Source organism: Mesorhizobium sp. J428, assembly GCF_024699925.1.
Taxonomy (GTDB): domain Bacteria; phylum Pseudomonadota; class Alphaproteobacteria; order Rhizobiales; family Rhizobiaceae; genus Mesorhizobium_A.
The window spans coordinates 2,001,643-2,025,170 of the sequence record NZ_JAJOMX010000001.1 but is presented as its reverse complement, the minus strand read 5'-3'; the positions used below and the strand labels follow the sequence as shown (position 1 = coordinate 2,025,170).

The window sequence follows — 23,528 nt, the reverse complement described above, 5'->3', positions numbered from 1 at the left end:
CAGTGCGGTTAGGATTCCAGTTGGGCTTTAGTTGGGCGCGACTGCGGCAGCCTGCAAACGGCCGTTCACGCCGCGATCACATCTTGTCCTGTTCGGTCGGCACGAGAATCTCGCGCTTGCCCGCATGGTTGGCCGGACCGACGATGCCCTCCTTCTCCATCTTCTCGATGATCGAGGCGGCGCGGTTGTAGCCGATGCCGAGCCGGCGCTGGATGTAGCTGGTCGACGCCTTGCCGTCCTGGAGCACCACGGCCACGGCCTGGTCGTAGGGATCCTCGGACTCCTCGAACACGCCCGAAACGCCGCCGCCCCCCGATCCGTTCCGGCCGCCGCCGTCCTCGTCCTCGTCGCCGTCGTCCTCGGTGATGGCGTCGAGATATTGCGGCACGCCCTGCAGCTTGAGATGGCTGACGACCTTCTCCACCTCGCCGTCGGAGACGAAGGGGCCGTGGACGCGCTGGATGCGGCCGCCGCCGGCCATGTAGAGCATATCGCCCATGCCGAGCAGCTGTTCGGCGCCCTGCTCGCCCAGGATGGTGCGGCTGTCGATCTTGGACGTGACCTGGAAGGACATGCGGGTGGGGAAGTTCGCCTTGATCGTGCCGGTGATGACGTCGACCGACGGTCGCTGCGTCGCCATGATGACGTGGATGCCGGCGGCGCGCGCCATCTGGCCGAGACGCTGCACCGCGCCTTCGATGTCCTTGCCGGCGACCATCATCAGGTCGGCCACCTCGTCGATGATGACGACGATGAACGGCATCGGCTCGAGATCGAGCTCCTCCGTCTCGTAGATCGCCTCGCCGGTCTGGCGGTCGAAGCCGGTCTGCACCGTGCGCTTGAGCATCTCGCCCTTGGCCTGGGCCTCGGCGACGCGAAGGTTGAAGCCTTCCTGGTTGCGGACGCCGAGCTTCGCCATCTTGCGATAGCGGTCCTCCATCTCGCGGACGGTCCACTTCAGCGCCACGACGGCCTTCTTCGGCTCGGTGACGACCGGCGTCAGCAGGTGCGGGATGCCGTCATAGACCGACAGTTCTACCATCTTGGGGTCGATCATGATCAGGCGGCACTGGTCCGGCGTCATGCGGTAGACCAGCGACAGGATCATGGTGTTGATGGCGACCGACTTGCCCGAGCCGGTGGTGCCGGCGACGAGCACGTGCGGCATCTTGGCGATGTCGACGGTGACGGCCTCGCCGTTGATCGTCTTGCCGAGCGCCAGGGCCAACTTGTGCTTCGACTGCTCGAAGTCGCGGCTGGCGAGAATCTCGCGCAGGTAGACGGTCTCGCGCTTGGCGTTGGGCAGCTCGATGCCGATGGCGTTGCGGCCGGGCACCACGGCGACGCGACAGGCGATCGCGCTCATCGAGCGGGCAATGTCGTCGGCAAGGCCGATGACGCGGCTCGACTTGATGCCGGGCGCGGGCTCCAGCTCGTAGAGGGTGACGACGGGGCCGGGGCGGACATGGATGATCTCGCCCTTGACGCCGAAATCCTCCAGCACGCCTTCGAGGAGGCGGGCGTTCTGCTCCAGCGCGTCCTTGGACAGCGCGGGGTCCTTGGTGATGTTCTTCGGCTCGGCAAGGAAATGGATCGGCGGCATCTCGTAGCCGTCGCTGGACAACATGGAAGGCTGCGCCTCGCGTTTTGCGCGGGCGCCCTGGACGGGACGGGCCGCAGGCGCGTCGACGCGCACCGCGCCCGGCCGGGCGGCCGGCGCCTGGCGCGCAACGGGGGCGGCGGCCGCCTCCGGCTCGGCGAACTCCGCCTCGTCATAGTGGTCGGCGAAGTCCTCCTCCGCCTCGAAATCCGCGGACATGGCCGGCTGCGTGTCGAAGCCGGGCTCGATGCGCTGCGAGGAGCGGGCGGGCATCGCCTCGCGGCGCGCAGTCGCGGCCGGCTCGGCCCGGCGCGCTTCCAGCGCGCGGCCGAAGTGGCGGCGGACCCATGCGCGACCCGAGAGCCACCAGTGTGCGATGGCACCAAGCGCCAGCATGCCGCCGCTCTGCTCATCGTCATCATCCTCGGCGTAGATCTCATCGTCTTCCTCGGCCGCCTTGCGCGCCGAGGCGGGACGGTCATGCGCGATCGCCTGCCTGCCTGTGATGCCGGCGGCGAAGGCGAGCAGCCAGAGCGCGGGGCCGGCGAGCACGATGGCGATCAGCATCGCCGCGATGCCGTTCGGATAGCCGCCGAGCGCCAGCGAGGGCAGCTTGAGCACCACGTCGCCGAACACGCCGCCGAGGCCGGAGGGGAGCGGCCAGCTCGCCGGAGGCTCGATGCAGCCTGTGATGCCCGCCGTCAGGATCGACGCGCCGAGCCAGGCCACCGCGCGCTTCGGCAAGCGGTCGATCCCGCGGGCGGACAGGAAGAGGATGCCCCAGGCGAGCAGCGGCAGGAGCGTGATCAGCGCGCCGAGGCCGAAGAACTGCATGGCGATGTCGGAATAGACCGCGCCCGGATAGCCGAGTGCATTGGTGACCGGATTGTCGGTGGCGTGGCTGAAGGAGGGGTCCTGCACATTCCAGGTCGCCAGCGCGCCGACGCCCGCAGCGGACAGGAGGATGAGGGCGAAGCCTCCCAGTCGCTCCACCTGCCGGCGTGCGAAAGCCGCTAGGCCTGCGCCACTGTCCATCAGGGCGGAACTGGTCGGGCTGCTGGAGCGCATGGAGAACCCCGTGTCGATCGTGCGGAAGCGCGCCGGAATCGCATGGCACGCAGTGTCGCCGAAGGTATCGGGGGGAAGGTTAAGGCTGCATTAACCATGCGCCCGGCGTCCAAGAAAAAGCCCGGCCGGAGCCGGGCTTGAGGTGCGATGGCCGAGGCCATCGTCCGGGAGGACGCCGACGCGGGCGATGCCGCGCCGGGATGTCTCGTCTTAGGAGTGGTAGGCCACTTCGCCGTGCGAGGTGAGGTCGAGGCCCTGCTGCTCTGCCTCGACGGTCGGACGCAGGCCGACGATCAGGTCGACGATCTTGTAGAGGATCGCCGAGCCGATGCCGCACCAGACGATGGTGATCAGGACCGCAATGATCTGCGAGTAGACCTGAGCGCCCATGCCGACGCCCTCGGCATAGCCGATGCCGCCGAGCGAGGAGGAGGCGAAGATGCCGGTACCCGATAGCGCCGACGATGCCGCCGATGCCATGGATGCCGAACACGTCGAGCGAGTCGTCATAGCCCAGCTTGATCTTCACGACGGACACGAAGTAGTAGCACACCGCGCTGGCAATCGCGCCGAGGAAGATGCCGCCGACCGGGCCGATCAGGCCGGCCGCCGGGGTGACCGCCACGAGGCCGGCGACAACGCCGGACGCCGCGCCGAGCATCGAGGCTTTGCCGCGCATCATGCCTTCGATGACCACCCAGGCGACGATCGCGCCGGCGGTGGCCGTGAAGGTGTTGATCATCGCAAGCGCAGCGCCGCCATTGGCTTCGAGGTTGGAGCCGGCGTTGAAGCCGAACCAGCCTACGAAGAGGATCGAGGCGCCGACCATGGTCAGCGTCATCGAATGCGGAGCCATGTTGTCCTTGCCGTAGCCGAGGCGCTTGCCGACGAGGATCGAGCCGACGAGACCCGCGATGCCGGCATTGATGTGCACGACCGTGCCGCCCGCAAAATCGAGCGCCGCGACGCCGCCGGCATGGGCGCCGGTGAAGATCAGGCCGCTGGCATCCCACACCATGTGCGCGATCGGGAAGTAGACAAAGGTCACCCACAGGATGACGAACAGGACCACCGCGCGGAACTTCACGCGCTCGGCAAAGGCGCCGACGATGAGGGCCGGCGTAATGCAGGCGAAGGTCATCTGGAAGGCGATGAAGACGTATTCAGGCAACACGAAGCCGTCCGAGAAGGTCGCCGCGGTGCTGTCGGCTGTCACGCCGGACAGGAAGACCTTGGCAAAGCCGCCGAAGAAGGCGCCGGTGCCGCCGCCGAAGGCGAAGGAATAGCCCCACAGCACCCAGACGATGATCACCACCGCGGTTATCATCGTGCACTGCATCAGCACGGACAGCATGTTCTTGGCGCGCACGAGGCCGCCGTAGAAGAGTGCGAGGCCGGGCAGGATCATGAACAGGACCAGGATGGTGGACACGAGCATCCACGCAGTATCGCCCTTGTCCATGACGGGCGCGGCCGCCTCGGCTGCCGGGGCTGCGGCTGGAGCGGTTTCCTGTGCGAAGGCGGCGAGGGTGCCCATCGCTCCCAGGGCGAGCGCTCCGAGCGCCGCCGTGCGCGCCATCGGCGCAATTCGTTGCATTATAGTCATGCTTCTCTCCATGAAATCGGGATTGGCGGCTTAGAGCGCGTCGTTGTCGGTTTCGCCCGTGCGGATGCGCACGGCTTGCTCGATCGGGTAGACGAAGATCTTGCCGTCACCGATCTGGCCGGTCTTGGCCGCGCCGGAAATGGCTTCGACGGCCTTCTCCGCCATGTCCGAGCTCACCGCGATCTCGATCTTGAGCTTGGGGAGGAAGCTCACGGCGTATTCCGCGCCGCGATAGATTTCCGTGTGCCCCTTCTGACGCCCATAACCTTTGACTTCGGTGACGGTCAGGCCCTGGATCCCGACGGCGGTCAGCGCTTCGCGAACCTCGTCGAGCTTGAACGGCTTGATGATTGCCATCACGATTTTCATTAGGCTTCACCCTTCACTAGTGCGGGTCCCCCGCGTTTCGTCCATCGCCGGCGCCCGAAGACGGCGGAGACTGACGCACGAGGATTCAAGGTCCGTGCCAACTGGCGTGGAGGCTGCCTAAATCGGTGAAATCCTTGTCAATGCGCGCAGCCGGCAAACCTGCCCGCTTTTTGTGCAAGCAGGCATTGCCCAAAAAATAGGCATATATTAAGGAATGCTTACTGCTTCTGCTTCGTTCGCAGGCGGATGAGTCCCTCCTGTGCAACGGAGGCCACCAAAGTGCCGTCGCGCGAATAGAGGGCGCCGCGGGTGAAGCCACGCGAGCCGGAGGTCGAGGGACTGTCCTGGGTGTAGAGAAGCCAATCGTCGAGCCTGTCTGGGCGGTGGAACCACATGGCGTGGTCAAGGCTCGCGGCCTGAATGTCCGGGTCGGCCAGGATCCGCCCGTGTGCGAAGGTCGACGTGTCGAGCAGCGTCATGTCGGACAGGTAAGCGAGGACCGCCGCCTGGACGCGGCGGTCGTCAGCCACCTGTTCCTTGACGCGCACCCAGATGTTCTGGCGCGGATCTAGCTTTTCGCGGCTGGTATAGTGCTCCAGACCCACCGGCCTCAGCTCGATCGGCCGCTCGCGCCGCCAGAAGCGTGCTATGCCACTCGGGATCCGATCGCCGAACCGCTCGATGATCTCGCGCTGGCTGAGCAAGTCGTCGGGGTCGGGCACATCGGGCGGCGTCGGCATCTGAAAATCTAGCCCCGCCTCGTCCAACTGGAAGGAGGCTTCGAACGAGAAGATCGCTTGACCATGCTGGATCGCCGTTACGCGGCGGGTCGCAAAGGAACTGCCGTCGCGCAGCCGCTCGACCTGGTAGATGATGGGGAGCGACGGATCGCCCGGCAGCATGAAGTAGCAATGCAGGGAGTGCACGTAGCGCTCCTCCTCGACGCAGCGCTGCGCCGCGACCAGGGCCTGGGCCACAACCTGGCCGCCGAACACGCGCTGCCACGACGTCTCGGGGCTGCGACCACGAAACAGGTTGTGTTCCAGCTGCTCGAGTTCGAGAATGGACTGGATCGTCTGCGGTTCGGCCGTCATCGTCGCTGCTTCCGTGGGCAGACGCCTCGCAAGGGGCGGTGTGAGGCTTTCGGACAGGTGATGCGCGGATGTCAAGGCCGCGGCCCTTCCGCGGAGAAATGGAAATGCCGAAGACCATCCAACCCAACCCCGCTGTTTCCGCAATGCGGTTCGACGTGATGATCGCCGGCGCGGGCTATGTCGGACTGGCGACGGCGGTGGCGATGGTCGCAGCACGCCCGTCGCTCCGGGTCGCGGTGGTGGATGCCGCCCCGCCGGAGGTCTGGCGCAAGGATGGCCGTTCCTCGGCGATCGCCGCGGCCGCCTGTCGGATGCTCGAGCAGCTCGGCTGCTGGGAAGACATCGAGCCGCAGGCGCAGGCGATCACCGAGATGGTCGTGACGGATTCGCGCACGGCCGACCCGGTGCGTCCCGTCTTCCTGACCTTCGGCGGGGAGGTCGCGCCGGGCGAGCCCTTTGCCCACATGGTCGACAACAAGGTGCTCAACGGCGCGCTGCGCAAGCGGGCCACGACGCTGGGCATCGACATCATTGAGGGCGTGGCGGTGGACCATTTCGAGGCCGGCCCGTCGCATGTCACGGTTTCGCTGGCCGACGGCATCAGCATCGATGCGAAGCTGCTGGTTGCGGCCGACGGCGTGCGCTCGAAGCTGCGCGACATGGCCGACATCAAGACAGTTCACTGGGACTACGGCCAGTCCGGGATCGTCTATCCGTGTGGCGCATGAGCGGCCGCATGGCGGCCGGGCGGAGGAGCACTTCCTGCCGGCCGGGCCGTTTGCGATCCTGCCGCTCAAGCCGGACGAGAAAGGCGGCAATCGCTCCTCGATCGTCTGGACCGAGCGCACGGAAGATGCGGACCGGATCGTTGCCGAGGATGACCTCGTCTTCGAAACCGAGCTCGAGCAGCGCTTCGGGCTGAAGCTCGGCGAGATCCATGCCGAAGGTCCGAGGAAGGCATGGCCACTGGGCCTGACGCTTGCCCGCGCCTTCGTCGCACCGCGCTTCGCGCTGGCGGGCGACGCCGCGCACGGCATCCATCCGATCGCAGGACAGGGGCTGAACCTCGGCTTTCGGGATGCCGCCGCGCTGGCCGAGGTGGTGGTTGAGGCTGACCGGCTCGGCCGGGACATCGGCGCGATCGACGTGCTGCAGGAATACGAGCGCTGGCGGCGGTTCGACACGGTGCAGATGGGTGTGACGACCGACGTGCTGAACCGGCTGTTCTCCAACGATTTCGGGCCGTTGCGGGCGCTGCGCGACATCGGGCTCGGGCTCGTCGAGCGGATGCCGCGGATGAAGAGCTTCTTTATCGGCCAAGCCTCGGGCATCAACTCCGGCGCGCCGCGGCTGCTCCGCGGTGAGGCGATCTGAACTTCGAGGAGATCGTCGCGAAAGTGTCGTGGCAAGTGCGCGCCGCCGCGCTATGTTCCTGCCATGCCGGAAGACCGGCCGATCATAGCAAGGGAGATCGCGATGGACCGTCACGCCACAGCCGTATGGAAGGGCAATCTCAAGGAGGGCGCCGGGACGCTCGATACGCAGAGCGGCGCGCTGAAGGCGCTGCCCTATTCGTTCAAGGCGCGCTTTGAGGACGAGAGCGGCACGTCCGGCACGAATCCCGAGGAGCTGATCGCGGCGGCGCACGCCGGATGCTTCGCGATGCAGCTGTCGCATTTCCTTGCCGAGAACGGCACGCCGGCCGAGAGCCTCGACGCCAAAGCCGTGGTGACGCTGGTGCCGGGTGCCCGGGATCACCGGCAGCGCGCTGACGCTGACCGGAAAGGTGCCGGGCATCACGGCCGACAAGTTCAAGGAACTGGCCGAGAAGGCGAAGGCCGGGTGCCCGGTGTCGAAGGCGCTCGGCGCGATCAACGTGTCGCTGGACGCCAGGCTCGCCTGAGTTACCGGCCGGAGGAGACGCTTCGCGCGTCGCCTCCGGTTTTCCTTCGAGGCGATCCGGTCTATCAAACGGTTCCGACGTCGCATCCCGGGATCATAAGATGAACCGCGCCGACTACATCGCCAGCCTGTTCACGGGCGCACCCCAGCACGACAATTTTTCGCGGCTGCGCGAATTCATCCCGGCCGCGGAGATGAGCGCGTCGCCCAAGCCGCATGATTTCCCCGACGGCGTTCCGATTGCGTTGCCGTCGACCTACGTTTATCTCGGTGAGCGGCGTTCGACCGAGGGCTTCCTCGCCGAGACAGATACGATGGCTCTGTTGGTGCTGACGGACGGCACAATTCGTTTCGAGCGTTACGCTGATTTCGGCGGGCGCGGGACGCGATGGGTGTCGATGTCGGTGGCCAAGAGCTTCATTTCGGCGGCGTTCGGGATCGCGCTGGCCGATGGAGCGATCCGCTCGATCGAGGAGCCGGCGACGGCATATGTCCCATCCCTCGCCGGCTCTGCCTATGACGGGGTGCGGATCAAGGACATCCTGCAGATGTCGTCGGGTGCCGGCTGGGACGAGGACTATTCAGACCCCGAATCCGACATCAATCGCTTCGCGAGAGTATCGGCGGCAGGCGGCGCGATGGCCGACTTCGTGCCGACGCTGAAGCGGGCGACGGAGCCGGGGAGTGTCTGCCACTACAACAGCATGGACACCCAGGTGCTCGGCATGCTGCTGAAGGCCGCGACGGGCCGGCCGATCGCGGACTACATGCAGGAGAAGCTGTGGCACCCGCTCGGCATGGAGGCGTCGGGCCACTGGTTGCTCGACGACACCGGCATGGAGATGGCCTATGCCTGCCTCAACGCCACCGCGCGCGACTACGCCAAGATCGGCGAGCTCTACCGCTTGGGCGGCGCCTGGCAGGGACGGCAGGTCGTGCCCGCCGCATGGGTCGAGGCCTCGGTGACGCCCGATGCGCCGCATCTGGCGCCGGGCGTCGTCGACCCGCTGTTCGGCTACGGCTACCAGTGGTGGGTTATCGACGGCGGCGAAGGGGAATATGCCGCCATTGGCGTCTACAACCAGTTTGTCTACGTCAATCCGACGCGGCGACTGACCATCGTCAAGCTCTCGGCGAGCCGCCTTTACGGCACGACGAACGACGAGACGTCCTACCGCGAACACGAGACGATCGCGCTGTTCAGGGCGATCGGCGAGATGGCCGGCTGAAACAAAAAACCCGGCCGCGAGGCCGGGTTTTGTGTCGGTGGGCGAGGGCGGCTCAGGCCGCCTCTTCCTGCTCTGTGTCGAGATCGGCGTCGCCGTCGGCTTCCGCCTCGTTGGCCGCCTTGGCGCCGCGCTTCGGGCCCTTGTTCAGGTTGGTCTCGATCAGGCGCACGGCCTCGGTCTCGGACATCTTGTTCACGGCCGCGATCTCGCGGGCCATGCGGTCGAGCGCGGCTTCGTAGAGCTGGCGTTCGGAATAGGACTGCTCAGGCTGATTGTCGGCGCGGTAGAGGTCGCGCACCACCTCGGAGATCGAGATCAGGTCGCCCGAATTGATCTTCGCGTCATATTCCTGCGCGCGGCGCGACCACATGGTGCGCTTCACGCGAGCGCGACCCTGCACGACCTTGAGTGCGCGGTCGACATAGTCGGTCTCGGACAGCTTGCGCATACCGATGGAGGTCGCCTTGGCGACCGGAACCTTCAGGCGCATCTTGTCCTTCTGGAAATCGATGACGAAGAGCTCAAGCTTGTGGCCCGCGACTTCCTGCTCGTCGATCGAGACGATCTGGCCGACGCCGTGAGCGGGATAGACGATGAATTCGCCGGTCTTGAAACCGTTGCGGGCTGCCGAAGTCTTCTTCTGCGGGATTGCCATTACGCTTCAAACTCCTGTTCGTGCCGCCGGAACGGGCCGGAAGGCAACATGCTGCAGCCCAGGCGCGGGCCATGCGCTATGCGGGACATGGGGAGAACGGCTTCGGAAACAAAGCAGCGCCACGCGCACAGACGACGCGCCGCGCGCGGATCGCCCTGGTCCGAATTCAGTTCAAACCTTTCGATGATTCAGGCTCACCGCCATGAAGAGACGTCGTGTCACCGGCATGTAGAAGCGTGTAACATAATTTCGTGTCGAAATCAACAATTTGCCGCATGCGCGAAGTCGCCGCGGCCGTTTCCGGCACGGTAAAGGTTAATCGGATCGATGCGTATCGGGCGACGTCAGTCGCCTTTGCCGGGCTCGGGCGAGAAATATTTCTCGAATTTCCCTTCGATGCCGTCGAATTCCTTTGCATCACCCGGCGCCTCGCCCTTCTGGGTGATGTTCGGCCAGGACGAGGCGTATTCCGTGTTGATCTTGAGCCACTTGTCGAGACCGGGCTCAGTGTCCGGACGGATCGCGTCGGCCGGGCATTCCGGCTCGCACACGCCGCAGTCGATGCATTCGTCCGGATGGATGACGAGCATGTTCTCGCCTTCGTAGAAACAGTCGACCGGACAGACCTCGACGCAGTCCATATACTTGCACTTGATGCAGTTGTCGGTGACGACGTATGTCATCGGATCGGCTCCGGAACTCCATCGCGCCAGCCGAAGAGCCTTCCGGTTCCAAGCCGATGCGATGGTCTCAAATTCTCAAGCATCCTTCGCGCGGCCGACAGGACGCGCGGGGCTCTAGGCCGGTTGGGTAACGGCTTTGACATGGCCGTGCAAGGGGCGCTTTGCCGCGCAGGCGGGCCGACGAGGAATGGAATTCCAAGGCCGGGGGACGCGAAGGTCAGTCCTGTTCGAAACGCAGCCTGTCGGTCAGGCGGCGATCGCGCTTGGTCGGGCGGCCGCTGCCGGCCTCGCGCTCGGCCGTCACGACCTGTTCTTCCCGTGGCGTGGGCGGCGGAGTTAGGTCCTCATAGAGGGTCCGCGCCTCCTCGGCCGGCCCTCGCCGCGTGCCGCCCGATAGCACGCGGTAGACCAGAATCCTGCGCTCCAGCGTCACCGTGACGCCGTCGCCGGGCTTCACGGTGGCCGAGGGCTGGTCGACCTTGAGCGAATTGATGCGCACGCCGCCGGACTGGACCAGCTTCGCGGCGAGCGAGCGCGATTTCACCACCCGCGCGAAGAACAGCCATTTGTCGATGCGCTGGCTGCCGGCGACCGCCATGACCTACTTGCGAAGCTGGTCGCGCAACGCGGCGAGCTTGGCGAAGGGCGAATCGGGATCGATACGCGCCGGTTTCTCCTCGCGGGGCCGGTTCTGGTGCTCGAACTTGCGCTCGGGCCGGTCATCACGCCGCTTGCCCTCGTGGTGCTTGCCGTCCTGGCGGTTGCGGTTGCGATTGTCGCGCTCGCCTTCGGGACGCGGCTTGCGCTGGAACTGCGGATCGTCGGCGCGCCAGAGAACCTTCGGCTCCTTCGGCGCGCTGTCTTCCGGCTTGGCTCCCTTGTTTCCGCGACCGCGGTCACGGCGGCCCTGCGGCGCGCCGTTGCGGTCGCCCTGGCGCTGGTGGCGGAAGCGGTTCTCGTTGCGGGCCGGCCGCCACAGGAGCACGACTTTCGGTTCTTCAGGTTCGGCAGCGGTCGTGTCGGCTGCAGGAACATCCTGCAGGACAGGCGGTTCGGACGATGCGGGAGCATCGACGTCGGCCGCCGCCTCGACGACCACCGGAGCGATAGCCTCCGCCGCGATCTCGGACGGATCTTCCGCGGAGACCTCCTCGGCGGCGACACTGTTCTCGGCCTCGGATGCCTCCTCGACGGCCACGGGAGCGATCGCCTCCGCGGCAAGGTCGGCGCCCGCAAGCGGGGCGGCGTCCATCCCTTCGACAACGGCCTGCGGCAGGTCAACCGCATCGGCGGAGACAGGCGCGGTTTCCGCTTCCGCCGCGACAGGCTCTGTCGTCGCATCGGACGCAGCGGCTGCTTCGGCGGCCCTCGCCGCTTCCGCCGCAGCATGCGCCTCTGCCCTCAGTCGGGCGGCTTCCGCCGCATCGGCATCGAACTTTGCGAGGCGCTCGGCGACTTCGGCCTGAGGCTTAGGCTCGGCGCGATAGCCGAGCGCCTTGAGAATCTCCTCCATGTCGGTCGCGGTGGCACCGAGTATCGACATCATCGGCGGCGTGACGAGGAAGGCGTTGCCGTCGTAGGCACCGTCCGGGCGCGATGCCGAGCCGGGCTTCCAGGCAAGTGCGGGACGGATCAGGTCGGCGACGCGTTCCAAAATGTCGACGCGGACCGCGCGGCGGCCAAGGATACGGAAGCCGGCGAGCTTGTAGAACTCTCGGTCGAACTGCTGGTCCACCACAACGGAGGTTCGGCCGGTTGCGAGCGCGTTGACCGGGTCGCCGAAACCGGGCTTGTCCTTGCCGTCGTTCTTGAGCGCCCACAGCAAGGTCAGGAGACCGGCAGGGGCGGGCTTGAGCAGTGCGGGCAGGAAGATGTGATAGGCGCCGAAGCGCACACCGAGGCGGCGCAGCGCCGCGCGCGAGTCCTGCTCGAGCGACTTCATCTCGTCGGCGACGTCGCGGCGGTTGAGCAGGCCGAAGCTTTCGACCAGGCGATAGGCGAGGCCGCGCGCGATGCCGGCGAGCTGGTCGGCGGCCTTGAGGTCGACGAGCGGCTTGAGCAGCGACTCGATCTGCCAGGCGACGAAGCGCTCGGCGCGCGCGGCGACCTTGTCGCGGGCAGGCCCGGTGAGCTGCTCGTCCGCCAGCAGGATGACGCGCGGCCTCAGTGCGTCCTCGCCCTCGGCCAGCGTGCCGATAGGCTGGCCGAGCCAGCGCAGCGTGCCGTCGTTGCCGAGCGCAAGGTCGCCGTTGGCGCAGGCCGAGAAGCGCTCGGCGCGCGTCTCGAACTCGGTCGCCAGCGCCTTCTGCGCGGCGGCCCGCACGGCCTTCGCGTCCTCGCCGCCGGCGGAACTGTCGGCGGTGAAGCGGAACCCCTGCAGTTCCCCGACATGGTGCCCTTCGACGGAGACCTCTCCGGTTGGGCTGATTTCGGCTTCGAGCATCGTATTTTCTCTAAGGCGCCTCATGAGCACGGATGTCCTGCGGTCTACGAAGCGTTTCGTCAACCGGTCATGAAGCGCGTCCGACAGTCTGTCTTCGATCTCGCGCGTTTTTTCCTGCCAGTGTGCCGGATCGGCAAGCCAGCCGGGCCGGTGCGACACGAAGGTCCAGGTGCGAATCTGGGCGATGCGGTGGGACAGCGTGTCGATGTCGCCCTCGACGGAATCGGCACGCCGCACCTGCTCGGCCATGTAGGCCTCGTCGACATGGCCGCGCTCGGCGAGGTCAACATAGATCGAGCCGATCAGGTCGGCGTGCTGGGCGGGCGCGATGCGGCGGTAATCCGGCAGGGCGCAGGCGTCCCACAGCAGTGCTACCCGCTCAGGGTTGGTCGCCAGATCGCGGATCATTGGATCGCGGGCGAGATATTCGAGCGCCTTCTGGTCGACGGCCGGCAGGGCCTTGGTCAGGCCGTCCACCATCGGCGGCGTCTCGATCGAGCGGCGCAGGGCTTCGAGGCTCGCGAAGTCGAAATCGGGCGTGCGCCACTGCATCACCCGGACGGGATCGAACTCGTGGCCTTCGATCTTCTCCAGCAGCTCCTCGTCGAACGGGATCACCTGGCCGGTGACGCCGAAGGTGCCGTCACGGACGTGGCGGCCGGCGCGGCCGGCGATCTGGCCGATCTCGGCGGCGGTGAGCTCACGGTACTGGTAGCCGTCGAACTTGCGATTCTGGGCGAAGGCGACGTGGTCGACGTCGAGGTTGAGGCCCATCCCGATGGCGTCGGTGGCGACGAGGAAGTCGACGTCGCCGGACTGGTAGATTTCGACCTGCTTGTTGCGGGTGCGCGGCGACAGCGCGCCGAGCACCACCGCCACCCCGCCGCGCTGGCGACGGATCAGCTCGCCGATGGCGTAGACCTCCTCCGAGGAGAAGGCGACGATGGCCGAGCGGCGCGGCAGGCGGGTGATTTTCTTCTGGCCGGCATATTCGAGCCGCGACATGCGCGGCCGCGTCACCACCGACAGGCCTCGCAGCGTGTGCTCCAGGATGCCGCGCATCGTGCCGGCGCCGAGAAGCAGCGTCTCGTCGCGGCCGCGCAGGTGGAGGATGCGGTCGGTGAAGATGTGGCCGCGCTCCAGGTCGCCGGCCAGTTGAACCTCGTCGATCGCGACGAACGCGGCGTTGGTCTGGCGCGGCAAGGCCTCGACGGTACAGACCGAATAACGCGCGCCGGGCGGCAAGATTTTCTCCTCGCCGGTGACGAGGGAGACGTTGGCGATGCCGACCTTGTCGGCGACGCGCTGGTAAACCTCGCGCGCGAGCAGACGCAGCGGCAGGCCGATGATGCCGGAGGGATGCGCCACCATGCGCTCGATGGCGAGATGCGTCTTGCCCGTGTTGGTCGGGCCGAGCACGGCGGTCACGCCGCGTCCGGACAGGATCATCGCATCTTTCGGTCGGGGCTGGACATTCATCAGTCGGAAGGCCTTTGGCGCACCGTGGAAAGCCTGTGCGGTACAGCCGGCGGGGGACCGACTGCCATCAATATAGGGCAGCAAGGGCATTGCACAACGGCACGGTCGCCGGCGGCCTATTCCGCTCCCACGCTGCGACATTAACAACCGGAACGAGTCTGGAACGAATCAGCGACGAATCACTGACTCGCCCAGATTCATGTTCTGTTCACCGCAAGATGTTGATTTGAATCGCGATTCTCCACCACATGCTGAATCGCTTCGACTGTTCGTCAGGCGGTGAGACAGGCAGGCGTTAACCTTTCGCGCAGCAGGTGGCCGCCGCACCTTCCGAAGACGCTCAGCTCGCGGCCAAGCTTATGGAATTGTTAGGCAATCTTAACCGGACATGACGCCGCGGTCGGTCACCGAGGCGATCCGCGTTAACGAACCGCTCAAAGCCGGAACGAATCGGCGACGAATCAGCTTTCGTGCGGGGTTTCCGATCCGTTCACCGCAACATCTGGTGGCTTGCGGTGGGGAGCGTCACAAACGGGGTCATTCTCGACCGGACGCAACCTATCCGATTCCGATGCCACGTTAACCATGCTGCGCCGAAACGGGACATCGAAGGGCATCTGCAGCGCCTTCCATAAGCTTGTTGGGGATTGCACACCAAGGTGGACGATCCGGCTTGCCGTTGGGTCAAAACCGTGACTCTTTTTGAAGCAGCCGCTCGGCCCTCGCGCGGCCGGCCGGCGCACGCCGGTCCATGATCGCGATTTGCTCCGATGGAGGGGTCCATGCAAAAGCGTCTCTTCGCCGAATTCCTCGGCACGTTCTGGCTTGTGTTCGGCGGCTGCGGCAGCGCCGTTCTCGCCGCCGCGTTTCCGGATGTTGGTATCGGTTTGCTTGGCGTGTCGCTCGCCTTCGGCCTCACCGTGCTGACGATGGCCTATGCCGTCGGCGGCATCTCGGGCGGTCACTTCAACCCGGCGGTCTCCGTCGGCCTCCTGGTCGCCGGCCGCTTCCCGGCGAAGGACCTGATCCCCTACGTGATCGCACAGCTCGTCGGCGCGGTGGTCGCGGCGGCGGTGCTCTACTTCATCGTCAGCGGTAAGGCGGACTTTGCCGGCGTCGGCGGCTTTGCGTCCAATGGCTACGGCGAATTCTCGCCCGGCAAGTTCTCGCTGGGTGCCGCGCTGGTCATGGAAGTCGTGATGACCTTCGTCTTCCTGATGATCATCCTCGGCGCCACCACCGGCCGGGTTCCGGCGGGCTTCGCCCCGATCGCGATCGGCCTCGGACTGACGCTGATCCACCTCGTGTCGATCCCCGTGACCAATACCTCGGTCAACCCTGCCCGCTCCACCGGCGTGGCGCTGTTTGCCGAAACGCCTGCGCTGGCGCAGCTGTGGCTGTTCTGGGTCGCCCCCATCGTCGGCGCAGCCATCGCCGGCGTCGTGCACAAGGCCGTCTTCGGCGACGACTGACAAAAACGCCGGCGCGCCACCTGAAGCGGGTGGCGCGCCGCTGCGCGATTTGGCACATTCCGCTCCGCAGACAGGAGCCGGCCATGCAGTTCATCACCTCCCGCGAAGAGCTTCGCAGCGTCTACAAACCCGCAAGCGAAGGATCGCTGCGCAAGGAACTCAAGGCGCTCGACAGCCACGCCGCCTCCTTCATCGGCCGTAGCCCCTTCGTGCTGATCGGCACGACGGACGGCAAGGGCCATGCGGACGTGACGCCCAAGGGCGATAGGCCCGGCTTCGTCGCGGTGCTCGACAATCGCACCATTGCAATTCCCGATCGCCCGGGGAACAACCGCCTCGACACGCTCGAAAACCTGCTCGAAGAGCCCGCGATCGGGCTTCTGTTCCTCATTCCCGGCATGGACGAGACGCTGCGCATCAACGGCAAGGCGAAGATCACTGCGGACGACGCGTTGCGCGCCCGGTTCGAGGTCGACGGCAAGCTGCCGCAGGCGGTGATCGTGGTCACGGTCGAGGCCACCTACATGCACTGCGCCAAGGCTTTCATGCGCTCGCAGCTCTGGCATCCCGAGAGCTGGCCCGACCGGAAGTCGCTGCCGACGCTCGGCCAGATCCTCAAGGACCAGCTCGCGCTGGACCAGTCGGCCGAGGCGATGGACCTCTGGCTCGACGACGCCTATGCAAAATCGATGTGGTGACGTAGCGGCGTTGCGGCAACGGTTCAGAAAACCTTAACGGAGCCATGCGCCGAGTGCATTGCTGCACTGCAGCAATTTCCAATTCCATTGTGCAGTGCCATATGAGATCGTGAACGCATACGGGAGGAACCACGCATGGGCCGAGGCGGCCCCGTCATGCAAGGAACCGTATCATGATCCTCAACGATCTCATTGCGCGCGCGCAGAACCGAATCGAAAAGCAGCGCCGCTACAACCGCGCCGTCGCGGAAATCAACGCGCTGTCGAACCGCGACCTGTCCGACATGCGCGCCGACCGCTCGGAACTGCTGCACTGGGCCCGCAGGGACATCCTCGGCTGATCGCCGAGGATCGCGGCACGCCGCGCTTCGCTCAGGTGATGTACTGGCCGCCATTGGCGGTGAGCGTCGATCCTGTGATGAAACCTGCCTCGTCCGAGGCAAGGAACACCACGCAGCGCGCGATCTCTGCCGGTTCGCCCAATCGTCCGACCGGAATCTGGGCGATAATCGATTCGCGCACCTTCTCCGGCACCGCCATCACCATATCGGTGCCAATGTAGCCGGGGGCGATGACATTGACCGTAATGCCGGCCTTGGCGCCTTCCTGCGCCAGCGCCTTGGTGAAGCCGATGTCGCCCGCCTTGGCCGCCGAATAGTTCGCCTGGCCCATCTGGCCCTTCTGGCCGTTGATCGAGGAGATAGTGATCACGCGGCCGAACTTTCGGTCGCGCATGCCGCTCCATACCGGATGCGTCATGTTGAAGGCGCCGTTCAGGTTGGTGTTGATCACTTCGCTCCACTGCTCGCGGGTCATGCGATGGAACATTGCGTCGCGCGTGATGCCGGCATTGTTCACCAGCACCTCGACCGGGCCGAGATCTGCCTCGACCTGGGCGATGCCGGCGACGCAGGCATCGTAGTCCGCGACCGACCATTTATAGACCGGAATGCCAGTTTCCTTGTTGAAGGCGGCGGCGGCCTCGTCGTTGCCGGCATAGTTCGCTGCGACCTTGTAGCCAGCATCCCTCAGCGCGATCGAGATCGCCGCCCCGATGCCGCGAGAGCCGCCCGTGACCAGTGCTACACGTGCCATTCTGAGATCCTCCCCGTTTCGATTGTTAACTGCTTTGTTTGGCTTCAAATGCCGCGCGCAATTTGCGTGCGCCATACATACCGTACTGGCAGGAAGGACAACCGCAAGGCTCGCGACCCTTGGCCTGCGGAAAATATCTCCAGCCTACGATTTGCGGTAGCGCGGAGACACGCGTGATTTCGGTGGAGTCGATCCTACGCGGAACCATAATCTGGGATCCCGCCTCACCGTCGCGCGACGTGAGCGCCACGGCTTCCGCCACGCTCATCTCGACAGGTTGATTGGAGTAGTGTCCGACGAGAACCACTTCGTCGTCGCCTATGCGAAAGTAAACTCCGCAAAGGCGCCCCGAATGGAATCGTCTCAGTTCCCGGACCCATTGATGCGTGAAGGCGAAGTCTTTGGTCACCGGCATTGCGAAAACGCCGACACGTGTACCTGACCTGAGCCTTTCACGCGTAGTGGCAACGCCGCCGCGCCTGATCCGCGAAATAGCGTGCTCAGGAGCGATGTGGACGAACGTCGCCATTCAAGCTCAGTTCATCGCTTCAACGCACATCGCGACGCCCATGCCGCCGCCGATGCAGAGCGTGGCCAGACCCTTCTTCGCGCCGCGGCGACGCATCTCGTAGACAAGCGTGTTGAAGATGCGCGCGCCGGAGGCGCCGATCGGGTGGCCGATGGCAATGGCGCCGCCGTTGACGTTGACGATCGACGGATCCCACCCGAGGCTCTTGTTGACCGCGCAAGCCTGCGCGGCGAAGGCCTCGTTCGCTTCGACGAGATCGAGATCGCCGACGGACCAGCCGGCCTTTTCGAGCGCCTTCTTCGAGGCCGGGATCGGGCCGGTGCCCATGATGGAGGGGTCGACGCCGGCGGTCGCCCAGGAGGCAATGCGGGCGAGCGGGGTGATGCCGCGGCGCTTCGCCTCGTCTTCGGTCATGAGGAGCACCGCGGCGGCGCCGTCATTGAGGCCCGACGCGTTGGCGGCGGTGACCGTGCCTTCCTTGTCGAAGGCAGGCTTCAGCTTCTGCATGGCGTCGATGGTCGCGCCGTGGCGGATGTATTCGTCGCTGTCGACGATCGTATCGCCCTTGCGGCCCTTGAGCGTGACGGCGACGATCTCGTCCTTGAACTTGCCGGCCTTCTGCGCGGCTTCGGCCTTATTCTGCGAGCCAAGCGCGAACTCGTCCTGCGCCTCGCGGGTGATCTGGAACTGGCGGGCAACGTTTTCGGCGGTATTGCCCATGTGGTAGCCGTTGAAGGCGTCCCACAGGCCGTCCTTGATCATCGTGTCGATCAGCTTGAGGTCGCCCATCTTGGTGCCGGCGCGCAGGTGCTGCGCATGCGGCGAGAGCGACATCGATTCCTGGCCCCCGGCTACGATGACCTTGGCGTCGCCATTGGCGATCTGCTGCATGCCGACGGCGATGGTGCGCAGGCCCGAACCGCAGACCTGGTTAAGGCCCCAGGCGGTCGTCTCGATCGGCAGGCCGGCTGCGATCGAGGCCTGGCGGGCCGGGTTCTGGCCGGCGGCGGCGGTCAGCACCTGGCCGAGGATGACCTCGTCGACCTCCTTCGCGTCCACGCCGGCGCGCGCCAGGACTTCCTTGATCACGACTGCGCCGAGTTCGTGCGCTGGCGTCGCAGCGAAGGAGCCGTTGAACGAGCCGACCGGCGTGCGGGCGGCGGAGGCGATGACGATGGAGGAGGAAGCAGACATCAGGAATCTCCGAGGAACCGGCGTCCCAAGCAGACGCCGCAGGATCGCGACTTTCTTGCCCTTTCCGCACCCCGAGTCAAACCGGAAAATGGTCGCGCCGGCGCTCCGCGACCAAGGTCGAAAGGGAGTTTGCCTTTGCGCTCTTGCACTTGCCGCAGCGCATGACGTGCTTATGCAGTGCACAAACTGCTTTCAATTGGTCCGGAATTGCGCATATCCTCTGTGCAGCAATTGAGCGCAGCTGGCTGGCCACGCAACGGGCCGGCCATATCGGGAGGGCCTCGATGCCCGTTAAGGACGAGCCGGTCGTCATCAAGAAATACGCAAACCGTCGCCTGTACAATACAGGCACCAGCACCTACGTGACGCTCGAAGACCTCGCCGAAATGGTCAAAAGGGGCGAGGACTTCAATGTCCAGGACGCCAAGACCGGCGAGGACATCACCCATCCCGTCCTGACCCAGATCATCTTCGAACTGGAAAACAAGGACGGGCAGAACATGTTGCCCGTCTCCTTCCTGCGTCAGCTCATCTCGTTCTACGGCGACCAGATGCAGATGATCGTGCCGAGCTTCCTCGAGCAGTCGATGATCGCCTTCTCCAAGGAGCAGGAGCGGTTCCGCGAGCAGATGACGTCGGCCTTCGGCAAGTCGCCGATCGACTTCATGAGCATGCCAACGTCCATCAAGGCGATCGAGGAGCAGACGCGGCGGAACATGGAGATGTTCCAGAATGCTATGAAGATGTTCACCGCCTTCCCGGCAGCCGGTACCACCGCGCCCGAGCCGGAGGAAGCGCCGAAGCCGCGCAGGGCGGCCGAGAAGACCGATGAACTTGCTGAGCTGAAGGACCAGATCGCGGCGATGCAGCGCAAGCTGGAGCAACTCGGGAAGTAAACCGGCTCGCCGGAGGAGAATTCGCCATGTCGATGGGCATGGCGAAAGGCTTCGAACGGGCGGGCCTGCGAAGCAGCAGGTCCAGCCCTAGAGGCGCGACCCCAACCCTCCGCTACGGTTCCGGGCGTTCGTCGCTCCAAAAGCCCATTCAGGGGCTTTTCGTTCGCTCCGCGAACCGTTTCTCACCCTCACCACCCCATCGCGCAGCCGTCCTTGCGTGGGTCGGAGCCGCCGACCAGGAAGCCGTTCGCCTCGTCGATGACGATCATCTGGCCGCCGCCGTGCGGACGCGCGGCGTCCCGGAGGTGATGGCCGCGCGCCAACATCCCGTCGCGGACGACGGGCGAGATGCCGGCTTCGGCGTCGAGCACGCCGTCCTCGCCCCAGAACAGGCGCGGATGGTCGATTGCGGCCTGAGGGTCCATGCCGTGGTCGACGAGGTTGGAGAAGACGTGGGCATGGCCCATCGGCTGGAAGTCGCCGCCCATGACGCCGAAGGAGGCAAAGGCGCGGCCGTCCTTCATCGCCATGGCGGGGATGATGGTGTGCAGCGGCCGCTTGAGCGGGCCGATCTCGTTGGGATGGCCCTCGACCAGGTTGAAGCAGGCCCCCCGGTTCTGCAGCGCGATACCGGCGACCGGTGTAACCACGCGCGAGCCGAAGGCGTCGTAGGTCGAATTGATGAACGAGACGGCGCGGCGGTCGCGGTCGACCACGGAGAGATAGACCGTGTCGGAGGCCGGGTTCTTAGGGAAGGCGACGGCCGGGTTGCGCCGCGCGGGGTCAAACTGCCGCGCCAGATCTCGCGTGAAGCCGTCCGCCAGCACGGTCTCGACCGCGACCTTCATCGTGGCGGGATCGGAGACTTCTCGGTGCAGCACTGAATAGGCGATTCGGCCCGCCTCGATCTCGAGATGGTAGCGCTCCGCGCTGTCGGGCGGCAGATGTTCGACGCCGAGTTCGCGCATCAGGTTGAGCATGATCAGCGCGGTGATGCCCTGACCGTTCGGCGGGATCTCCAGCACGTCGTGGCCGCGATAATGCGTCGAGATCGGCGTCACCCAGTCGGCGGCGACGGCGGCGAGATCCTCCTCGGCGAGATAGCCGCCCTTGGCCTGCACGACGGCGGCCATCTCGGCGGCGATCGGTCCCTCATAGAAGGCGCGAGAGCCTTTCGCGGCAATCGCACGCAGCGTTGCGCCCAGCGCCGGCTGGTGGTGTCGGGCGCCTGCAGCCGGAGAGCGGCCGTCGACCAGGTAGTGCATAGAACCGCCCTCGTCTGCCGACAGGGCGTCGACCTGCCGCGCCCAGTCCCACGCCACGCGGGCATGGACCGGGTAGCCCTCTTCGGCGTAGCGGATGGCGTCCGCAAAGAGCGCGTCGAAGCCCCGAGTGCCGAAGCGCGCAAGCAGCGTCTCCCACGCCTTGATCGCGCCAGGGACTGTGATCGAGAGTGCGCCGAATTCTGGGATTTCCGTCAGCCCGCGCGCGCGATAGGCCTCGGCGCTCGCACCCGCGGGCGCCCGGCCGGAGCCGTTGAGCCCGTGCACGGAACCGTCCGGCTCGACCAGGATGACGAAGCAGTCACCGCCGATGCCGGTCATATGCGGTTCGACCACGGTGAGCACGGCCGACGCTGCGACCGCGGCATCGACGGCGTTGCCGCCGGACTTCAGCACATCGATCGCCGCGGCGGTGGCAAGCGGGTGCGACGTCGCGGCCATGCCGTTCCCGGCGATGACGGGCGAGCGGCCGGGGCGCTGGAAGTCGCGCATCGTCTCAGCGGAAGTTCACGTCGCGCCCGGCCGAGCGGATCGAGACCGAGAAGCCTGCGAGCACGTCGACCAGCGCGATCATCATCAGCGTGAAGAACACGGAGTGCGCGGCTCCCGGCACCAGCAGGAACTCGACCAGGAAGGCGACGAAGACGAAGGTCGAGAGCAGGTGATCGATGACGGAGGCGTTGGAGGTCCGCGTCGACTTCATGATCTCGATGAACAGGAAGAACAGGCCGATGAGCACCATCAGGTCGCCGAGCGTCATCGACCAGGTACCGCCAGACATCATTCGGATCGAGAACAGCACCTGCGCCCAAGGATCGGCCTCGCCGCCGAACAGGCCGACGAGGCCCATGTTGTAGAGGACGAATGGGACGACGATGAGGGGAATGCTGCCGATCATGCGATCCTCCGCAAAGGCTTCAGCCGCTTGTAGAGCGGTCCCGCCTCGCCGCGTCAAGCGTGCATGCAAAAAGGCCGGCGCAAGCGCCGGCCCTTCGATGGATCGTCAAGCCCCGAAGGGCGCCGATCAGCTTTCCTTGGGCTCGAGAACTTGGCGGCCGCGATACATGCCGGTCTTCAGGTCGATGTGATGCGGGCGGCGCATCTCGCCGGAATTCTTGTCCTCGACATAGGTCGGGGCCTTCAGCGCATCGGCCGAGCGGCGCATGCCGCGCTTCGACGGGGAGGTCTTTCGTTTAGGAACTGCCATTGTACTGCTCCGGGCGTCTCACAAGCCGGGGAACCCGAAATCGGGCATCGCACACGGCGGTTGATTGAAAGTGGCGTGCCTATACACGCCCGACCGGGATTTGGCCAGTCCCGGCCGGCAAAAAAGCGATTCGCCGCAGGCAGCTGCCCGCGGCGGCCACGTCACTGCCTCGTCTTGGCCCGGCGCGCCAGCATGTTAAGCGCCTCGACGAGGGCCGAGAAGCCCATTGCGGCGTAGATGTAGCCCTTGGGCACGTGGAAGCCGAAGCCGTCTGCGATCAGCGTCATGCCGATCATCAAGAGGAAGCCCAGCGCCAGCATGACGATGGTCGGGTTCTTCGCGATGAACTTCGACAGCGGTTCCGCCGCGAGCAGCATCACTGTCACGGCGCAGATCACGGCGATATACATGATCGCGATGTGGTCGGTCATGCCGACAGCGGTGATGATCGAGTCGATCGAGAAGACGAGGTCGAGCAGCAGGATCTGGAAGATCGCGGCGCCGATGGTCATCGAGACCGCACCGCCGACCATGTCCTCCTTGTGGTCCTGCGGATCGACCGTGTGGTGGATCTCGCGCGTCGCTTTCCAGACCAGGAACAGGCCGCCGGCGATGAGGATGATGTCACGCCACGAGAACGGATGGCCGAACGAGGTGAACAGCGGCGTCGTGAGCTGCACGATGAACGAGATCGTGGCCAGGAGCATCAATCGCATGATCAGCGCGGCGCTGATGCCGAGGCGCCGGGCCCTTGCCTGCTGCTCGATCGGCAGCTTGTTGGTCAGGATCGAGATGAAGATGAGGTTGTCGATGCCGAGGACGACCTCGAGAATGACGAGTGTGGCGAGCGCCACCCATGCCGTCGGATCGCTCGTCCAGTCGAAGAAGCCGAGAAGCCATTCCATTGTTGTGATGTTCCGTGTTGGCCCGAAGGGGCGCGCGGTGAGGGTTGCCCGAGAAGTAGGGAGCACCCCGGCAAACGTCAATGTAGGAGAAACTCCTACATCGAGGAAATTCGCGGAAGGG

General features: G+C 65.7%; 19 protein-coding genes and 3 pseudogenes. 7 read left to right on the top strand and 15 right to left on the bottom strand.

Translation table 11 applies throughout. The features are described 5' to 3' along the window. Positions 1-76 precede the first annotated feature (76 nt). From LRS09_RS10140 to tesB, 4 genes and pseudogenes are all read right to left on the bottom strand, one after another. Positions 77-2,668 (bottom strand): DNA translocase FtsK, encoded by a 2,592-nt coding sequence (locus LRS09_RS10140; RefSeq protein WP_257805987.1) that lies wholly within the window; start codon positions 2,666-2,668, stop codon positions 77-79. Between the two features lie 210 nt (positions 2,669-2,878). Beyond that, positions 2,879-4,247: pseudogene (locus LRS09_RS10135) on the bottom strand (ammonium transporter). Positions 4,248-4,304: 57 nt separating this feature from the next. After that, positions 4,305-4,643: a P-II family nitrogen regulator gene (locus tag LRS09_RS10130; RefSeq protein WP_085467423.1), complete on the bottom strand. Its 339-nt coding sequence runs from the start codon at positions 4,641-4,643 to the stop codon at positions 4,305-4,307. A gap of 218 nt (positions 4,644-4,861) precedes the next feature. Beyond that, positions 4,862-5,737 carry an acyl-CoA thioesterase II gene (gene tesB / locus LRS09_RS10125; RefSeq protein ID WP_257805983.1) on the bottom strand — a complete coding sequence of 292 codons (876 nt, stop codon included), beginning with the start codon at positions 5,735-5,737 and terminating at the stop codon, positions 4,862-4,864. 143 nt (positions 5,738-5,880) lie between these two features. Here tesB and LRS09_RS10120 point away from each other — a divergent pair. From LRS09_RS10120 to LRS09_RS10110, 3 genes and pseudogenes are all read left to right on the top strand, one after another. Further along, positions 5,881-7,111, top strand: a pseudogene (locus tag LRS09_RS10120) (ubiquinone biosynthesis hydroxylase). Positions 7,112-7,213: 102 nt separating this feature from the next. Then, positions 7,214-7,640: pseudogene (locus LRS09_RS10115) on the top strand (OsmC family protein). 100 nt (positions 7,641-7,740) lie between these two features. Continuing rightward, positions 7,741-8,868, top strand: a complete 1,128-nt coding sequence (locus tag LRS09_RS10110) for a serine hydrolase (RefSeq protein ID WP_257805979.1) — start codon at positions 7,741-7,743, stop codon at positions 8,866-8,868. 52 nt (positions 8,869-8,920) lie between these two features. Here the strand turns inward: LRS09_RS10110 and LRS09_RS10105 are convergent, their stop codons facing one another. The 4 genes from LRS09_RS10105 to LRS09_RS10090 form a co-directional block, all read right to left on the bottom strand. Beyond that, the gene (locus LRS09_RS10105) at positions 8,921-9,523 is read right to left on the bottom strand and encodes a CarD family transcriptional regulator (protein ID WP_257805977.1); all 603 of its coding nucleotides are present in this window, start codon (positions 9,521-9,523) and stop codon (positions 8,921-8,923) included. 344 nt (positions 9,524-9,867) lie between these two features. Beyond that, entirely contained in the window at positions 9,868-10,206 is a 339-nt protein-coding gene (gene fdxA, locus LRS09_RS10100; protein ID WP_257805976.1) for a ferredoxin FdxA, read from the bottom strand. A 217-nt stretch (positions 10,207-10,423) separates the two neighbouring features. After that, complete coding sequence (locus LRS09_RS10095; protein WP_257805973.1) at positions 10,424-10,804, bottom strand: RNA-binding S4 domain-containing protein; 381 nt, start codon at positions 10,802-10,804, stop codon at positions 10,424-10,426. Positions 10,805-10,807: 3 nt separating this feature from the next. Next, entirely contained in the window at positions 10,808-14,128 is a 3,321-nt protein-coding gene (locus tag LRS09_RS10090) for a helicase-related protein (protein ID WP_257805971.1), read from the bottom strand. A 782-nt stretch (positions 14,129-14,910) separates the two neighbouring features. Between LRS09_RS10090 and aqpZ the strand changes: the two genes are divergently transcribed. From aqpZ to LRS09_RS10075, 3 genes are all read left to right on the top strand, one after another. Further along, entirely contained in the window at positions 14,911-15,600 is a 690-nt protein-coding gene (gene aqpZ, locus LRS09_RS10085; protein ID WP_257805967.1) for an aquaporin Z, read from the top strand. 83 nt (positions 15,601-15,683) lie between these two features. After that, positions 15,684-16,298 (top strand): pyridoxamine 5'-phosphate oxidase family protein, encoded by a 615-nt coding sequence (locus tag LRS09_RS10080; RefSeq protein ID WP_257805960.1) that lies wholly within the window; start codon positions 15,684-15,686, stop codon positions 16,296-16,298. Positions 16,299-16,471: 173 nt separating this feature from the next. After that, complete coding sequence (locus LRS09_RS10075; RefSeq protein WP_176247667.1) at positions 16,472-16,639, top strand: hypothetical protein; 168 nt, start codon at positions 16,472-16,474, stop codon at positions 16,637-16,639. A gap of 31 nt (positions 16,640-16,670) precedes the next feature. Here the strand turns inward: LRS09_RS10075 and LRS09_RS10070 are convergent, their stop codons facing one another. Genes LRS09_RS10070 through LRS09_RS10060 form a run of 3 tightly spaced genes read right to left on the bottom strand, consistent with a single transcriptional unit; the run spans position 16,671 to position 19,116 of the window. Next, on the bottom strand, positions 16,671-17,393 hold the full coding sequence (locus LRS09_RS10070; protein WP_257805953.1) for a beta-ketoacyl-ACP reductase: 723 nt from the start codon (positions 17,391-17,393) through the stop codon (positions 16,671-16,673). Between the two features lie 25 nt (positions 17,394-17,418). Next, the gene (locus LRS09_RS10065; RefSeq protein WP_257805947.1) at positions 17,419-17,922 is read right to left on the bottom strand and encodes a hypothetical protein; all 504 of its coding nucleotides are present in this window, start codon (positions 17,920-17,922) and stop codon (positions 17,419-17,421) included. Between the two features lie 6 nt (positions 17,923-17,928). Next, a complete protein-coding gene (locus LRS09_RS10060; RefSeq protein WP_257805943.1) occupies positions 17,929-19,116 on the bottom strand; it encodes an acetyl-CoA C-acetyltransferase in 1,188 nt (395 codons plus the stop codon). 284 nt (positions 19,117-19,400) lie between these two features. Here LRS09_RS10060 and phaR point away from each other — a divergent pair, with 284 nt between their 5' ends. Beyond that, a complete protein-coding gene (gene phaR, locus LRS09_RS10055) occupies positions 19,401-20,012 on the top strand; it encodes a polyhydroxyalkanoate synthesis repressor PhaR (RefSeq protein ID WP_257805941.1) in 612 nt (203 codons plus the stop codon). A 188-nt stretch (positions 20,013-20,200) separates the two neighbouring features. On the opposite strand, the gene LRS09_RS10050 is transcribed toward phaR, so the two are convergent. The 4 genes from LRS09_RS10050 to LRS09_RS10035 form a co-directional block, all read right to left on the bottom strand. Further along, positions 20,201-21,787: a gamma-glutamyltransferase family protein gene (locus LRS09_RS10050; protein ID WP_257805933.1), complete on the bottom strand. Its 1,587-nt coding sequence runs from the start codon at positions 21,785-21,787 to the stop codon at positions 20,201-20,203. Positions 21,788-21,791: 4 nt separating this feature from the next. Further along, positions 21,792-22,193, bottom strand: coding sequence for a hypothetical protein (locus LRS09_RS10045; RefSeq protein WP_257805932.1), 402 nt, complete (start codon positions 22,191-22,193; stop codon positions 21,792-21,794). A gap of 126 nt (positions 22,194-22,319) precedes the next feature. After that, positions 22,320-22,502 carry a 50S ribosomal protein L32 gene (rpmF, locus tag LRS09_RS10040; RefSeq protein WP_006203806.1) on the bottom strand — a complete coding sequence of 61 codons (183 nt, stop codon included), beginning with the start codon at positions 22,500-22,502 and terminating at the stop codon, positions 22,320-22,322. Between the two features lie 161 nt (positions 22,503-22,663). After that, complete coding sequence (locus LRS09_RS10035; RefSeq protein ID WP_257805870.1) at positions 22,664-23,407, bottom strand: TerC family protein; 744 nt, start codon at positions 23,405-23,407, stop codon at positions 22,664-22,666. Between the last annotated feature and the right edge of the window lie 121 nt (positions 23,408-23,528).

Excerpts from the sequence above, each read along its gene's own strand:
- LRS09_RS10140 (WP_257805987.1), bottom strand. The coding sequence starts at position 2,668 with ATGCGCTCCAGCAGCCCGACCAGTTCCGCCCTGATGGACAGTGGCGCA.
- LRS09_RS10130 (WP_085467423.1), bottom strand. The coding sequence starts at position 4,643 with ATGAAAATCGTGATGGCAATCATCAAGCCGTTCAAGCTCGACGAGGTT.
- tesB (WP_257805983.1), bottom strand. The coding sequence starts at position 5,737 with ATGACGGCCGAACCGCAGACGATCCAGTCCATTCTCGAACTCGAGCAG.
- LRS09_RS10110 (WP_257805979.1), top strand. The coding sequence starts at position 7,741 with ATGAACCGCGCCGACTACATCGCCAGCCTGTTCACGGGCGCACCCCAG.
- LRS09_RS10105 (WP_257805977.1), bottom strand. The coding sequence starts at position 9,523 with ATGGCAATCCCGCAGAAGAAGACTTCGGCAGCCCGCAACGGTTTCAAG.
- fdxA (WP_257805976.1), bottom strand. The coding sequence starts at position 10,206 with ATGACATACGTCGTCACCGACAACTGCATCAAGTGCAAGTATATGGAC.
- LRS09_RS10095 (WP_257805973.1), bottom strand. The coding sequence starts at position 10,804 with ATGGCGGTCGCCGGCAGCCAGCGCATCGACAAATGGCTGTTCTTCGCG.
- LRS09_RS10090 (WP_257805971.1), bottom strand. The coding sequence starts at position 14,128 with ATGAATGTCCAGCCCCGACCGAAAGATGCGATGATCCTGTCCGGACGC.
- aqpZ (WP_257805967.1), top strand. The coding sequence starts at position 14,911 with ATGCAAAAGCGTCTCTTCGCCGAATTCCTCGGCACGTTCTGGCTTGTG.
- LRS09_RS10080 (WP_257805960.1), top strand. The coding sequence starts at position 15,684 with ATGCAGTTCATCACCTCCCGCGAAGAGCTTCGCAGCGTCTACAAACCC.
- LRS09_RS10075 (WP_176247667.1), top strand. The coding sequence starts at position 16,472 with ATGATCCTCAACGATCTCATTGCGCGCGCGCAGAACCGAATCGAAAAG.
- LRS09_RS10070 (WP_257805953.1), bottom strand. The coding sequence starts at position 17,393 with ATGGCACGTGTAGCACTGGTCACGGGCGGCTCTCGCGGCATCGGGGCG.
- LRS09_RS10065 (WP_257805947.1), bottom strand. The coding sequence starts at position 17,922 with ATGGCGACGTTCGTCCACATCGCTCCTGAGCACGCTATTTCGCGGATC.
- LRS09_RS10060 (WP_257805943.1), bottom strand. The coding sequence starts at position 19,116 with ATGTCTGCTTCCTCCTCCATCGTCATCGCCTCCGCCGCCCGCACGCCG.
- phaR (WP_257805941.1), top strand. The coding sequence starts at position 19,401 with ATGCCCGTTAAGGACGAGCCGGTCGTCATCAAGAAATACGCAAACCGT.
- LRS09_RS10050 (WP_257805933.1), bottom strand. The coding sequence starts at position 21,787 with ATGCGCGACTTCCAGCGCCCCGGCCGCTCGCCCGTCATCGCCGGGAAC.
- LRS09_RS10045 (WP_257805932.1), bottom strand. The coding sequence starts at position 22,193 with ATGATCGGCAGCATTCCCCTCATCGTCGTCCCATTCGTCCTCTACAAC.
- rpmF (WP_006203806.1), bottom strand. The coding sequence starts at position 22,502 with ATGGCAGTTCCTAAACGAAAGACCTCCCCGTCGAAGCGCGGCATGCGC.
- LRS09_RS10035 (WP_257805870.1), bottom strand. The coding sequence starts at position 23,407 with ATGGAATGGCTTCTCGGCTTCTTCGACTGGACGAGCGATCCGACGGCA.